This is a genomic window from Dactylosporangium sp. NPDC051087 (assembly GCF_055586325.1).
The window spans coordinates 1-13,143 of sequence record NZ_JBVJIJ010000043.1; the positions used below are offsets into that span (position 1 = coordinate 1).

The 13,143-nt window shown below is 72.2% G+C and carries 11 protein-coding genes; 5 read left to right on the forward strand and 6 right to left on the reverse strand.

The genetic code is table 11. The annotated features are described in order from the left end of the window. The first annotated feature begins 206 nt into the window (after positions 1-206). The 4 genes from ACZ6TV_RS49255 to ACZ6TV_RS49270 all read left to right on the forward strand — a co-directional run bounded on the left by ACZ6TV_RS49255 (position 207) and on the right by ACZ6TV_RS49270 (position 4,426). Positions 207-1,517, forward strand: a complete 1,311-nt coding sequence (locus ACZ6TV_RS49255; protein WP_465307675.1) for an ABC transporter ATP-binding protein — start codon at positions 207-209, stop codon at positions 1,515-1,517. Next, a complete protein-coding gene (locus ACZ6TV_RS49260) occupies positions 1,514-2,251 on the forward strand; it encodes an energy-coupling factor transporter transmembrane component T family protein (protein ID WP_465307559.1) in 738 nt (245 codons plus the stop codon). Before ACZ6TV_RS49255 ends, ACZ6TV_RS49260 begins: the two co-directional genes overlap by 4 nt. Before the next feature lie 76 nt (positions 2,252-2,327). Continuing rightward, on the forward strand, positions 2,328-4,043 hold the full coding sequence (locus tag ACZ6TV_RS49265) for a PHP domain-containing protein (protein WP_465307561.1): 1,716 nt from the start codon (positions 2,328-2,330) through the stop codon (positions 4,041-4,043). Further along, complete coding sequence (locus tag ACZ6TV_RS49270) at positions 4,043-4,426, forward strand: hypothetical protein (RefSeq protein WP_465307563.1); 384 nt, start codon at positions 4,043-4,045, stop codon at positions 4,424-4,426. Before ACZ6TV_RS49265 ends, ACZ6TV_RS49270 begins: the two co-directional genes overlap by 1 nt. Positions 4,427-4,515: 89 nt before the next feature. On the opposite strand, the gene ACZ6TV_RS49275 is transcribed toward ACZ6TV_RS49270, so the two are convergent. The 4 genes from ACZ6TV_RS49275 to ACZ6TV_RS49290 are packed head-to-tail and all read right to left on the reverse strand — an operon-like array spanning position 4,516 to position 10,283. Then, positions 4,516-5,310, reverse strand: a complete 795-nt coding sequence (locus ACZ6TV_RS49275; RefSeq protein ID WP_465307565.1) for an isoprenyl transferase — start codon at positions 5,308-5,310, stop codon at positions 4,516-4,518. After that, the gene (gene recO, locus ACZ6TV_RS49280) at positions 5,307-6,089 is read right to left on the reverse strand and encodes a DNA repair protein RecO (RefSeq protein ID WP_465307567.1); all 783 of its coding nucleotides are present in this window, start codon (positions 6,087-6,089) and stop codon (positions 5,307-5,309) included. Before recO ends, ACZ6TV_RS49275 begins: the two co-directional genes overlap by 4 nt. A 9-nt stretch (positions 6,090-6,098) precedes the next feature. Then, on the reverse strand, positions 6,099-6,986 hold the full coding sequence (gene era, locus ACZ6TV_RS49285; protein WP_465307569.1) for a GTPase Era: 888 nt from the start codon (positions 6,984-6,986) through the stop codon (positions 6,099-6,101). Positions 6,987-7,001: 15 nt separating this feature from the next. Further along, positions 7,002-10,283: an FtsK/SpoIIIE domain-containing protein gene (locus ACZ6TV_RS49290; RefSeq protein WP_465307570.1), complete on the reverse strand. Its 3,282-nt coding sequence runs from the start codon at positions 10,281-10,283 to the stop codon at positions 7,002-7,004. 208 nt (positions 10,284-10,491) lie between these two features. Between ACZ6TV_RS49290 and ACZ6TV_RS49295 the strand changes: the two genes are divergently transcribed. Continuing rightward, the gene (locus ACZ6TV_RS49295) at positions 10,492-11,190 is read left to right on the forward strand and encodes a sulfotransferase-like domain-containing protein (protein ID WP_465307572.1); all 699 of its coding nucleotides are present in this window, start codon (positions 10,492-10,494) and stop codon (positions 11,188-11,190) included. Here ACZ6TV_RS49295 and ACZ6TV_RS49300 read toward each other — a convergent pair. Both ACZ6TV_RS49300 and ACZ6TV_RS49305 read right to left on the reverse strand, forming a co-directional pair. After that, positions 11,160-12,074: an aminotransferase class IV gene (locus ACZ6TV_RS49300; protein WP_465307574.1), complete on the reverse strand. Its 915-nt coding sequence runs from the start codon at positions 12,072-12,074 to the stop codon at positions 11,160-11,162. The two genes, ACZ6TV_RS49295 and ACZ6TV_RS49300, sit on opposite strands and share 31 nt — an antisense overlap. 3 nt (positions 12,075-12,077) lie before the next feature. Continuing rightward, positions 12,078-12,590 carry a MarR family winged helix-turn-helix transcriptional regulator gene (locus ACZ6TV_RS49305; protein ID WP_465307576.1) on the reverse strand — a complete coding sequence of 171 codons (513 nt, stop codon included), beginning with the start codon at positions 12,588-12,590 and terminating at the stop codon, positions 12,078-12,080. Positions 12,591-13,143 lie beyond the last annotated feature (553 nt).

Here is a 13,143-nt window from a genome sequence, read left to right on the forward strand (position 1 = left end):
CAGGCCGACCCCGGAGCGCAGCGAAGGTGGCGGCATGAGCGGCCAGCGAAGCGGCTCGGGCCGCTCATCATGTGACAGTTTCGGCTCAGGCCGACCCCGGAGCGCAGCGAAGGTGGCGGCATGAGCGGCCAGCGAAGCGGCTCGGGCCGCTCATCATGTGACAGTTTCGGCTCAGGCCGACCCCGGAGCGCAGCGGAGGTGGCGGACTGAGCACGGTCGAGTTCAAAGGGTTTGGGTGGCGGCACGCCGGGCGTAAGGCCTGGGCGGTCCGCGACTTCGACCTGCGGATCGAGCACGGCGAGCGGGTCCTCCTGGCCGGTGCCTCCGGCGCCGGGAAGAGCACCCTGCTCGCCGCGCTCGCCGGTCTGCTCGCCGAGGACTCCGGCGAGCAGGAGGGCGAGGTCCTCGTCGACGGCGTCCCGGCGCGGCAGCGCACGGCGGGCACCGGGATCGTCTTCCAGGACCCGCAGACGCAGCTCGTGATGAGCCGCTGCGGCGACGACGTCGCGTTCGGCCTGGAGAACCGTGGCGTGCCCCGCGCCGAGATCTGGCCGCGGGTCGACGCCGCGCTCGCGTCCGTCGGTTTCCCGTACGACCGTGACCGGGACACCGCCGCGCTGTCCGGCGGGGAGCAGCAGCGGCTCGCGATCGCCGGTGTGCTCGTGTCGCGGCCGGGCCTGCTCCTGCTCGACGAACCCACCGCCAACCTCGATCCGGAGGGTGCGCAGCTGGTACGGGCGGCGCTCGGCAAAGCGCTGCACGACGTCGACGCCACCATGATCCTCGTCGAGCACCGCCTGGAGGAGGCGCTGACGCTGGTCGACCGGGTGGTGACGCTCGGCGAGGAGCAGCCGCCGCTGGTCGTGCCGGACCGCAGGGCACGCACCGGCCCCGGCGACGTGCTGCTGACCGCGGAGCACCTGCGGCTGCGGCACACCGGCAACGTCGTCGACGAGGTGATCCGGGCCGGTGAGGCCCTCGCCGTCGAAGGCCCCAACGGCGCCGGCAAGTCGACCCTGGCGCTGCTGCTCGGCGGCCTGACGAAACCGGCGAAACCCGGCATGGTCACCGCGCCCGGGCAGCGGCGGCCCCCGCACCGCTGGCGGGCCGGGAAGCTCGCCGCCCGGATCGGGTCGGTGTTCCAGAACCCGGAGCACCAGTTCGTCACCTCGACCGTCCGCGACGAGCTGCTGCTCGGCGGGCGCGGCGCCGCAACCGCCGACGAGCTGCTGACCCGGCTGCGCCTCGACCGTCTCGCGCTCGCGAACCCGTACACCTTGAGCGGCGGCGAACAGCGCAGGCTCAGCGTCGCGACGGCGCTGGCCGCGGCCCCGGACCTGCTGATTCTCGACGAACCGACCTTCGGGCAGGATCCACGGACGTGGCGGGAGCTCGTGGATCTCCTCGCCGACCTGCGCGACGACGGGCGCGGCCTGGTCGTCGTCACCCACGACCGTGAGCTCGTCGAGGCGCTCGGCGACCGCCGGCTGCGGCTGTCCGCCGGTGCCGGCTCATGACCGCGTGGATCCGGGGGCGGGACGCGACCGCGAAGCTGCTCGCCGCGGCGCTGCTCACCGCCGCCGTGCTGAGCACCGTCGACCCGTTCGTCACCGCGGTCGCGATCGGGATCGAACTGGTGCTGCTCCCGCTCACCGGTCTCGGCGCCCGGGGGCTGTGGCGGCGCGGCTGGCCGCTGCTGCTGTCGGCGACGTTCGTGCTGGTCTTCACCGTGCTGCTCGGCTCGAAGGAAGGACCGGTCGCCGCCACGGTCGGCGGTGTCGAGGTGCACGAGCCGGCTCTCGGGTACGCGCTGCGGCTGATCGCGATCGGGTTGCCCGGGTTCGTGGTGTTCGCGACCATCGACCCCACCGACCTCGCGGACTCGCTCATCGCCCATCTGAAGGTGCCGCCGCGGTTCGCGATCGGGGCGCTCGCCGCGTTCCGGCTCGTGCCGCTGCTGACCGACGAGTACCGGCTGATCCGGCTCGCCCGCCGGGCCCGCGGCATCGACGCCGGCTGGAACCCCGTCGCCCACGCGCGGCTCGCGGCGTCGGCGACGTTCGGGTTGCTCGTCGGGGCGATCCGGCGCGGGATCCGGCTCGCCACCGCGATGGAGGCGCGCGGCTTCGACCGGGGGCGGCCCCGCAGCAGCGCCCGCGAGACCCGTTTCGGCTGGCCCGACGCATCGGTCGTCCTCGTCGGCGCGGCCCTCGCGGGCGCATTGATCTTGCTGAAGTTCGTGCATACATAGCCATGCCGCTACCTGATGTTCGTCCGGGCGGTCGAGGGTCCGAGGTGAGGACCATCGACCTGAACGGAGCCCCCACATGGGCCACGGCCACCACCATCACCACGAGGACATGCCGCAGGCGGCCGGCGACGTCCCCGCGGTGCTCGACGCCTCGATCCCCGACAGTGAGCTCTCCCCCGGCGACGTCTCCCGCCGCGGCTTCCTGCGCCGCGCCGGCCTGCTCGGTGCCGCGGCAGCGGCCGGCGGCGCCCTCGCGAACGCCGGTGTCGCGCACGCCCACGGCGACGACGCGGACTTCGACAGCCACGACCGGCACGGCCACGGCCGCCCGACCGGCAACGGCTACAAGTGGCTCGCCGGTGACCACCACATCCACACGCAGTTCTCCAGCGACGGCATGTACCGCGTGGGCGACCACGTCAAGCACGCCTCCGCGTACGGGCTGGACTGGATGGTCATCACCGACCACGGCAGCGTCCAGCATGCCAAGATCGGCGTCGAGAAGGTCAACCCGGGCATCCGCGACGCCCGCGACGACTACAAGGACATGCTCGTCTTCCAGGGCCTGGAGTGGAACATCCCGGCCGCCGAGCACGGCACCGTCTTCGTGCACCCCGGCGCCAACGAGGTCGCGGTCCTGAAGGAGTTCGAGAACACGTTCGACGGCTCCGCCGTCGGCGCCGTCGACCCGTCGCTGGTCACCGAGGCCCTCGCGATCGCCGGCGTGAAGTTCCTCGGCGAGCAGGTCACGAAGCGCCGCGTGCAGGACGCGCTGTTCCTGGCCAACCACCCGGCCCGCAACGGCATCGACTCGCCGCACGAGATCCGCGCGTGGCGCGACGCCAACCCGCGCATCGCGATCGGCTTCGAAGGCGCCCCCGGCCACCAGGCCGCCGGCATCGTCAAGCCGCTCGGCGGCGGCTCGGCCCGCGGCTTCTACGGCAACGCGCCCGGCGCCGCGTCGTTCCCCGGGTACCCCCTGGAGAGCTACCGCACGTGGGGCGGCTTCGACTGGATGACCTCCACCGTCGGCGGTCTCTGGGACAGCCTCCTCGCCGAGGGCAAGGGCTGGTGGATCAGCGCCAACTCGGACTCCCACGTCGTCTACGAGGAGACCGCGAAGCGTCCCGACAACACCGACTTCAACACCAACGGGTTCCATTCGGACCCGGTGTACGGTCAGCCGACCAGCCTCACCCCGGGCGACTTCTGGCCCGGCTACTACAGCCGCACCCACGTCGGCGCGCGCAACTTCGGTTACGCCGCCGTCATGGAGGGTCTGCGCGCCGGGCGCGTCTGGGTCGACCACGGCGGCCTGATCAGCGGCCTCGACGTCCAGGTCCGCGCCAAGGGCACCGGCTCCGGCGTGACGCTGGGCGACACGCTGCTGGTCCGCCGCGGCCAGCGCGCCGAGCTCGTCATCAGGATCAACCTGGCGAACACGCCGAACTGGGCGAACTTCGTGCCGACCCTCGCCCGCGTCGACGTGATCCGCGGTGCTGTGACCGGCGCCGTGTCCGACAAGGACACGATGAAGGCCCCCGACACGAAGGTCGTCAAGTCCTTCGAGGTCAACAAGTCCACGGGCACCGTCTCGTTCACCTACGACCTCGGCCCGGTCGACCAGCCGTTCTACGTCCGCCTCCGCGGCACCGACGGCAACCGCACCGCGCCCGGCTACCACGGCGCCGCGGTCGACCCGGCCGGCCCGGCGATCGACGTCGTCGGCGACGCCGACCCGTGGAAGGACCTCTGGTTCTACGCGAACCCGATCTGGGTCTTCGCCCGGTAATGGCATTCCCCGACGTCAAGGCGGCCGACCACCACATCCTGGTGGGCGGCCGCCCCGCGTTCACCTACTTCGACGGCGGCGAGGTCCACGTCGGCACGTACGACGGCACCCCACCGGAGGGCGCCCGCGCGGTCCTGTTCCCCGGCGGGGAGAAGCTCACCGGCGTGATCACGGTTTCGGCGGTCCTGGCCGACTCCGCGATCGACAGGGTGGTCATCCTCGGCGGCATGACCGCGGTGCCCGAGATGCTGATCGACACGGGCGACTTCGTCCGCCCGATCTGGCGTGACGGGGTGCTGACCCTCGTCACCCAGTTCGGCCGCGGCGGCGTCCTGACCCCGTTCGAGGCCCAGTCCCAGATTCCCTGCTGCCACGACCACTGACGAGCGCGCCCGCCGGGTCGCGGTCGAGCGCCGGGGCAGCCACCTAATCGATCTCCAAACCCGTGACCGCCCAGGAACGCACGGCAGTATCAGCTGGTCAGCGTGGGCGCGACCGGGTTGGGGATCGCGCCGCCGAAACGGCGATCTCGTTTGGCGTAGACCTCGCAGGCGTACCAGAGGTGGCGGCGGTCGAAGTCGGGCCAGAGGGTGTCGACGGAGACGAACTCGGCGTACGCGGCCTGCCAGATCATGAAGTTGCTGGTGCGCATCTCGCCGGAGCTGCGTACCAGCAGGTCGACGTCCGGCAGGTCGGGTTCGTCGAGGTAGCGGGCGAACGTCTTCTCCGTGATCCGGTCGGGCTTCAGGCGGCCGGCCTGCACGTCGGCGGCGATGCGGGCGGCGGCGTCGGCCACCTCGGCCCGGCCGCCGTAGTTGACGCACATGGTGAACGTGAGCAGGTTGTTGCGTTTGGTGAGTTCTTCGGCGTACTCGAGCTCGTTGATGACGCTGCGCCACAGGCGGGGGCGGCGGCCCGCCCAGCGGACGCGGATGCCCATCTCGTGGAACTCGTCGCGCCGGCGGTGGATCGTGTCGCGGTTGAAGTTCATCAGGAAGCGGACCTCTTCCGGGGACCGCTTCCAGTTCTCCGTCGAGAAGGCGTAGGCGCTCACGTATTTGACGCCGAGCTCCAGGGCGCCTTCGATGACGTCGAAGAGGGCGGCCTCGCCCGCGGTGTGCCCGGCGGTGCGGGGCAGGCCGCGTTCTTTCGCCCAGCGGCCGTTGCCGTCCATGATGATCGCCACGTGCTGCGGCACGGTCTCCTTCGGCAGCGCCGGTGGGCGGGCCCCGCTCGGGTGCTGCGACGGCGGACGGAATGTGTTCACGAGCTGTCCTTTCGGCCCCGGGCGGTGTCGTCCCGGTCTACCAGCGGGAGCGAGCGTAACGCCCGCTCCAGGTGCCACTGCAGATGCGCCGCGACCAGCCCGCTGGCCTCGCGCCGATGGTTGGGCTCGCTGGCGTCGGCGACCAGCCAGTCCGACGACGCGAGCGCCGCCATCAGTTCGATCGTCGCAGGCGCCGGGTGCGACGCGCCCGGCGGGCGGCAGTCGGGGCAGACGGCGCCGCCGGCGGGGACGGAGAAGCCGCGGTGCGGGCCGGCGGTGCCGCAGACGGCGCATTCGCGCAGTGCGGGTGCCCAGCCGGCGACGCCCATCGCGCGCAGCAGGTACGCGTCGAGGATGAGGCTGCTGCCGTGTTCGCCGAGGGCGAGGGCGCGCATCGCGCCGAGGGTGAGCAGGAACAGCCGCAGGGCGGGTTCCTCCTCGACGGGGGTGAGCCGTTCCGCGGTTTCGGCGATCGCGGACGCGACGGTGTACCGGGGGTAGTCGTCCATGATCCGGCGGCCGTACAGCTCGACGCCTTCCACCTGGCTGATCACGTCGAGGCTGCGGCCTTCGAGGAGTTGCACGTCGACGTGGCCGAACGGTTCGAGCCGGCCGCCGAACTTCGACATGGTCTTGCGGACGCCTTTCGCGACCGCGCGGATCCGGCCGTGCCGGCGCGTGAACAGGGTGATGATCCGGTCGGACTCCCCCAGTTTCTGCACGCGGAGGATGACCGCGTCGTCACGGTACAGCTTCCCCTTGAACCCGACCCCGGACACCGCAGGACCTCAGAAGCCCAGGCGGCGCAGCTGCTTCGGGTCGCGCTGCCAGTCTTTCGCGACCCGGACGTGCAGGTCGAGGTAGACGCGGCCGCCGACGAGGTCCTCGATGGAGCGCCGGGCGCGGGTGCCGACGTCCTTGAGGCGGCTGGCCTGGTGCCCGATGACGATCGCCTTCTGGCTGGAGCGTTCCACGTAGATGTCGGCGAAGATCCTGGTCAGTCCGCTGTCTTCGACGAGGACCTCTTCGACGAGGACCGCGATCGAGTGCGGCAGCTCGTCCCGTACGCCTTCGAGGGCGGCTTCGCGGATCAGTTCCGCCATGAGCACGTGTTCGGGTTCGTCGGTGAGCATCCCGTCGGGGTACAGCTGCGGCGACTGCGGCAGGTGTTTGATCATGACGTCGACGAGGGTCTGGACCTGTTCGCCGGAGACGGCGCTGACGGGCACGATGTCGGCGAAGTCGCCGAGTTCCTGGACGGCGAGGAGTCGTTCGGCGAGTTTGCCGCGGTCGACGAGGTCGGTCTTGGTGACGACCGCCACGAGGGTGGCCTTCAGCGCGGCGATCTCGCCGGTGATGAACCGGTCACCGCGGCCGATCTCCTCGTCGGCGGGCAGGCAGAGGCCGATGACGTCGACCTCGCTCCAGGTGGCGCGGACGAGGTCGTTGAGCCGCTCGCCGAGCAGGGTCCGTGGCCGGTGCAGCCCGGGCGTGTCGACCAGCACGAGCTGCGAGTCCGGCCGGTGTACGACGCCGCGGACGGTGTGCCGGGTGGTCTGCGGCTTCGGCGATGTGATCGCGATCTTCTGGCCGACGATCGCGTTGGTGAGCGTCGACTTGCCCGCGTTGGGCCGGCCGACGAAGCACGCGAAGCCTGCGTGGTAGTTGTGCTGCACGGTGGTTCAGCGTACTCAGACCTCTAGGCGCAACTGGCGGGGGCGTTGTGCGGGTGTTGTGATGATCGGCTCGTCGGCGGGCTCGGACAGGGCCACCTGCAGCTCGATCGTGCCCTCGACGAGGCCCCGGCCGGCGGCGCGGAGCACGATCCGGCCGGGCATGAGCCGGGACAGTGAGGTCGGCACGGCGCTGCGTTGTTCGGTGGCGAGGACGAGGTGCACGCCGACGGCCTTGCCGTTGCCGGCGAGGCGGATGAGGGCGTCGTTGAGCCGCACGTCGTGGCCGTCAACGAGGACGAGGACCCGGGCGCCGGTGTGTTCGGCGAGCGCGGCGCGTTCGACGACGAGTTTCTCGATGGTGGCGAGCAGTGCCTCGGCCTGTTCGACGGCGGTGCCGTCGACGCGGTAGACCCGTAGCCGGGTGCCGTCGAACCGGTCCGCGAACGAGGCGGCGACGGTGTCGAGGAGGCTGCTCTTGCCGCCGCCGGTGGGTCCGAAGACGAGCAGGTGGCCGAGTTCGTCGAGGTCGAGCTGCCAGACCTTGACGGCCTGCGAGTTGGGCAGGTCGACCATGCCGATCGCGGCGGCGAACCCGGGGGTCTCCGGTTGGGCGAGCTCGTCCAGGGTGTAGGTGACGGCGAGCGGCGGCTGCCAGGGGCGGGGCTGGTCGGGGACGCGGGCCTCGCGGTGCGCGGCGGTGATCGCTTCGACGAGTCGTTGCAGGTCGGTGGGGGCGGAGTCGTCGCCACCGACGGGCGCTTCGAGTGCTTCGCGGTCGACGAGCCCGGATTCGAAGCGGACCTCGGTGACGGTCGTCGGGGTGGCGCGGCGCCCGGCCGGGGACCGGAAGCCGCCGTAGGCGACCTGGACGGCCTGGAAGCCGCCTTCCACGGTTCGGACGAACGCCCGCCCGGCGAGCAGCGGCGACAGGTGTGCCGCGTCGGGCCGTTCGAGGACCTCGAGGCTGTCGGCCTCTTCCTCGACGCGCAGCGCGATGCGCAGGTCGGTTTCGGCGCGCAGGTCGTCGTCGACGGCGCCGTGCGGTTTCGCGGTGGCGAGGAGCAGGTGGACGCCGGCGTGCCGGCCGCGGCGGGCGAGTTCGCGCAGGCCGGGTACGAAGTCGGCGGGCGCGTCGACGAACTCGGCGACGACGACGAGGAGGTTCGCGGGGGCGGCGGCCGGGAACTTGCGTTCCATCTCGACGATGTCCTTGACCGAGTGCCGGCGGAGGATTGCCTCGCGGCGGCGTAGTTCGGCGTTGAGGGACACGAGGACGCGGCGGGCCTGGTGCGTGTCGGTGTCGGTGAAGACGCCGACGGTGTGCGGCAGGTCGGCGCATTCGGCGAACGTGCCGCCGGGGATGTCGACGAGGACGAAGGTGAGCCGGTTCGCCGGGTAGGTCGCGGCGAGCGCGGCGAGGTAGGAGCGCAGCAGCCAGGACCGGCCGGAGCCGCCGACGCCGGCGATGAGGCCGTGCGGCCCGTCGCGGCGCAGGTCGACGGTGACGGGGCCGATCCCGCCGGGTGCCGTGCCGCCGAGGCCGATCGGGGCGGCGAGGCCGCGGTCGCGGGTCGACGGCACCCAGCGTTTGACGATGGCGCTGGGGCTCAGGTCGGTGAGGTTGAGCACTTCGGCGAGGGGCGCGACGCGTGGTGCGGCGCTGCCGGCGGCGTCGGGGGTGGCGGCGAGGGCGTGCGCGACGCGGGACGCGACGTCGGCGCGCAGCGGCTCGCCGTCCTGCACGGACACGCCCGGTGGGAGTTCGTCCCGGGTGCGGGCGCCGACCAGGAGGCTGATCCCGCAGCGGGGTCCTTCCTCGACGAGCCGGGTCAGGGACGCCGGTGGTACCAGCGACGGGTCGGGCAGCACGACGACGACGTGCGGCACGAACGACTCGGCGATCGCGTGCCGGCCGCGGCGCCGCTGCCGTTGCAGGGCTTCGACGAGCGCCAGGACCTGTGCCCGGTCCTCTTCGGTGGCGGCGATGGTGCGGGCGCCGGGGGCGATCGCGGCGGTGAGTGTCCGGGTGTGCGGGAGCCAGCCGGTCCAGGTCCAGCCGGGTGCGTCGCTGAGCACGACGACGGCGAGGTCGGTGGGGTTGGCGAGGGTCGCCAGCTGGGTCAGCCAGGACCGCAGGACGCCGTCGGTGATTTCGGTGGGGCCGGTGACGCCGAGCGCGCCGAGGACCCGCAGGTCGGCTTCGACGGGTACGTCGCGGTCGACGGCGTGCTGTTCGCGCAGCGTGTCGGTGCGTTCGACATGGGTGGGGTCGGCGCCGGGGCCGGCCGGTGGTTGTTCGAAGCGGAGCCGGCCGGGCAGGTCGGCGGTCCGGAGCCGCAGGGTGAGGAAGTCGCGGTCGTCGGGGCGGCGGGTCCACAGCCCGCCGGTCCTCGGTGGTGCGGTGTCGTCGGTGTCGCGGGGTTCGCCGCGGCCCTGGCGGGGTTCCGGGTTGTCGATGCCGCCGGCGTACCGGTCGGCGGCGCGCGCGAGGTGCGCCAGGCTCGGCGTCGCGGCGCGGCGCATCCGCAGGACGGCCCGGTGTTTGACGGCGGCGTCGGCTTCGGCGCGTTCGACGGCGGCGGCGAACTCGGCGACCGGGTCGAGGGTCGAGCGCCGGAACGCGAGGCGGCGTTTCTTCGGCGGCTGCGGTACCGCGGGCAGCCACACCGCGGGCGGCGGGCCGGTGGGCACGTCGGGTGCGGGGACCTCCTCGACGGTGACGAGGGTGTTGCCGAGCCGGAGCAGCTGGCCGGGGGTGAGGGTGACGGTGCCGGTCAGGGGTTCGCCGTCGATGCCGGTGCCGGCGGGTGAGCGCAGGTCGGTGGCGGCGACCTCGTGGCTGCCGATGCCGAGGTGCAGGTGGCGGCGGCCGGCGGCCGGGTCGGTGAGGACGAGGTCGCCGGACGGGTCGGTGCCGATGACGAACTCGCCGGCGGGCAGCGGCAGCCACCGCCCGGTGTCGGGGCCGGCGACGACGAGGAGCTCGAAGCGGTGCTCGTCGGCGGGGAGGGGTGCGTCGGGTGCCTGTTCGGGCGGGCCGAGGACGATCGTGTCGCCGCAGCGGATGCCTTGCCCGCCGAGCGGGCGGGCCGGGTCGAGCCGCCGGCCGGTGCGCAGGTTCCAGGCCCAGGTCGCCTGTTGCGGCCGTTCGGTGGGGTCGAGGTCGGCGAGGAGTGCGGCGATCAGGTCGGCGACCGTCCCTGAGTGGTCGGCGCGCAGGCGGACCGTGCGGTCCTGTGCGTCGCACGACGTCGTGGAATCTCGTCGCGCCACACGCACGTCGATCAGCAGGTCCATCGACCGGCCCCTTCCTTCCCGCGCAGTGCTGTCCGTCGGCTACTTGCGTTGTTCCTAGTAGGCCTGGTGGCGGGGCGGGCGCACTGCAGGGCTCCGCATCCGACAGTAAGCGCCGCAAGCCCATGTGGATCGCATCGACGCGCACCAGGATTCCGTCACATACAGCAGTAAAACTGGCGGAAAGCCACGTCGGTTACCCTCGTCAGCCATGACGGTACGAGTGGCGATGTGGTCCGGCCCCCGCAACATCTCCACGGCGATGATGCGCAGCTTCGGCGCGAGAGCGGACACGGTCGTCGTCGACGAGCCGTTGTACGCGCATTATCTGGCCGCGACCGGGATCGAGCATCCGGGTCGTGCGGAGATCCTGGCGTCCCAGCCGGTGGACCCGGCGGCGGCCGTGTCGTCGCTGCTGGCCGATGTACCGGCGGCGGTGCACTACCAGAAGCACATGACCCACCATCTGCTGCCGGACGTCGGCCGGGACTGGCTCGGTTCGGTGCGTAACGCGTTCCTCGTCCGGGATCCGGCGTACGTGGTCGCGTCGTACTCGAAGGTGCGTGGCGAGCCGACCCTCGCGGACCTGGGTTACGAGCAGCAGGTGGAGATCTTCCGCGCGTACGGTGGCCCGGTCGTCGACGCGGCGGACGTGCTGCGGGACCCGGCGGGCACGCTGTCGCGGCTGTGCGCGGCGCTCGGCATCGGCTGGGACCCGGCGATGCTCGCGTGGCCGGCCGGGCGGCGCGCCACGGACGGGGTGTGGGCGCCGCACTGGTACTCGGCGGTCGAGGCGTCGACGGGGTTCGCCGCGTACGACCCGCGCCCCGCCGACGTGCCGCCGCGGCTGCGGTGGCTGGTCGACGCGGCCGCTCCCCTCTACTCGGAGCTGTCCGCCCACAGTCTCTGAGCGTTGCTCCTCGCGAAGTCCCGGTAGGTCGCGGCCAGTTTCGTCGTGACCGGCCCGACGGTGCCGTCGCCGATGGGGCGGCCGTCGATGCGGACGACACCGGCGATCTCGCCCATGGTGCCGGTGCAGAAGACCTCGTCGGCGGTGTACATCTCGACCTGCGACACGTCCCTGACCGTCACGCCCAGGCCCGCGCCGGGCGCGATCCGGATGACGGTGTCGCGGGTGATGCCCTCCGGGCAGGCGACCGCCCGCGGCGTGACCAGGTCCTGGCCGTACACGGCGAACAGGTGCGTGGCGTTGGTCTCCGCGACGAACCCGCGGCCGTCGAGCATCATCGCGTCGTCGGCGCCGGCGAGGTTCGCCTCCATCTTCGCCAGGATCGAGTTGATCAGGTTGTTGTGGTGGATCTTCGGGTCGAGGACGTCCGGGCCCGGCCGCCGCACGCTGGCGGTGACGAGGGTGAGGCCGCCCGTGTCGTACACCGGCGGCTTGTGCTCGGCGAGCACGATCAGTGTGCAGCCGGCCTGGTTGAGCCGCGGGTCCATGCCGCTGGTGACCTTGACACCCCTGGTCAGGGTGAGGCGCACGTGGACGCCGTCGCGCATGCCGTTGGCGTCGAGGGTCGCCCGGACCGCGGCCACGATGCCGGCGTCGTCCGGGATGCGTTCGAAGCCGAGGGCCCGCGCCGACCGCCGGAGCCTCGCCAGGTGCTCGTCCAGGCCGTAGACGCCGCCGTCGTAGACCCGCAGCCCTTCCCAGACGGCGTCGCCGCCCTGCACGACGGAGTCGAACGGCGAGATCCCGGGCTCGTCCCGGTGCCGCAGCACCCCGTCGACCCAGTAGCGGATGTCGGCGTTGCGTGGGTCGTACCGCTGCAGCACTGCTCAGACTCCCTCTTGTACGGCTTCGTCGCCGAGCTCGACGAGCAGCTCCCGCAGCTGGCCCGCCGCCGATTCCAGCAGCTCGCCGGGCACCGGCGCGAACAACCTGGCCTGCGCCTTCGTCACCGCCCGCACGACCCGCTCCGCCACGGCGACCCCCTTGGGCGTCAGCTTCACCCACGCGACCCTGGCGTCGGCGGTGTCGGCCTCCCGCTCGATCGCCCCGTCCTGCTGGAGCCGGCGCAGCACGTTGCTGATCCCGCCCGACGTCAGCAGCAGGCTGCCGGCCAGGTCGGAGGGCTTCAACGCGTACGGTGTCCCGGCCCGCCGCAGCGCCGACAGCACGTCGAACTCCGCCGGGGTCAGCCCGACGGCCGCGGTCTCGGCCCGGACGACCTCCTGCAACCTGCCCGCGAGCCGATGGATCCGCTTGCCGAGCTCCATCGCGGGCCCCACCGTGTCAGGCAACTGCGCCCGCCACTCGTCGACAACGACATCGACCCGGTCCCTACGCACCCATAGAGCCTAGCTGTACTGTTTCCCGCTGTTTCGCCTGCGGCGATGGGCTAGCTGCCCCACGCTCCGCGCGGGTGCTGTTACCCGCTGTTTCGCCTCCGGCGATAGGCTCGCTGCCCCACGCTCCGCGCGGGTCCCGCCGGGGGGATTCTCACCCCCGGAGCCCCCCAATGCGTCGCTCCGCGACGCACTGCCAGCGCGCAGAGCGCGCGGCAGCTTCCTACGCATTCGCGTGCCATCCCCGGTGCCTCCCGCCGCGCCTTTTCCATGATCCGGAAGACTTATGGTCGCCAGAGCGACGAAATCTCTACCGGATCACGGGTGAGGCCGGCCGCCGGCTGGGCTGGGCTGGCTAGCTCCCCATGATCCGGAAGACCTTGTGCACCTCTGACTACACAAACTCTTCCGGATCATGGGGGTCACCCCGCCAACCGCCGGGGCGAGCCTGGTCTCCGTGATCCGGAAGACCTCGTGCGCCCCTGGCTACTCAAACTCTTCCGGATCACGAGAGTCACGCCGGCCAACCGCCGGGGCGGGCCTGTTTTTCGTGATC

Excerpts from the sequence above, each read along its gene's own strand:
- ACZ6TV_RS49260 (WP_465307559.1), top strand. The coding sequence starts at position 1,514 with ATGACCGCGTGGATCCGGGGGCGGGACGCGACCGCGAAGCTGCTCGCC.
- ACZ6TV_RS49265 (WP_465307561.1), top strand. The coding sequence starts at position 2,328 with ATGGGCCACGGCCACCACCATCACCACGAGGACATGCCGCAGGCGGCC.
- ACZ6TV_RS49270 (WP_465307563.1), top strand. The coding sequence starts at position 4,043 with ATGGCATTCCCCGACGTCAAGGCGGCCGACCACCACATCCTGGTGGGC.
- ACZ6TV_RS49290 (WP_465307570.1), bottom strand. The coding sequence starts at position 10,283 with ATGGACCTGCTGATCGACGTGCGTGTGGCGCGACGAGATTCCACGACG.
- ACZ6TV_RS49295 (WP_465307572.1), top strand. The coding sequence starts at position 10,492 with ATGACGGTACGAGTGGCGATGTGGTCCGGCCCCCGCAACATCTCCACG.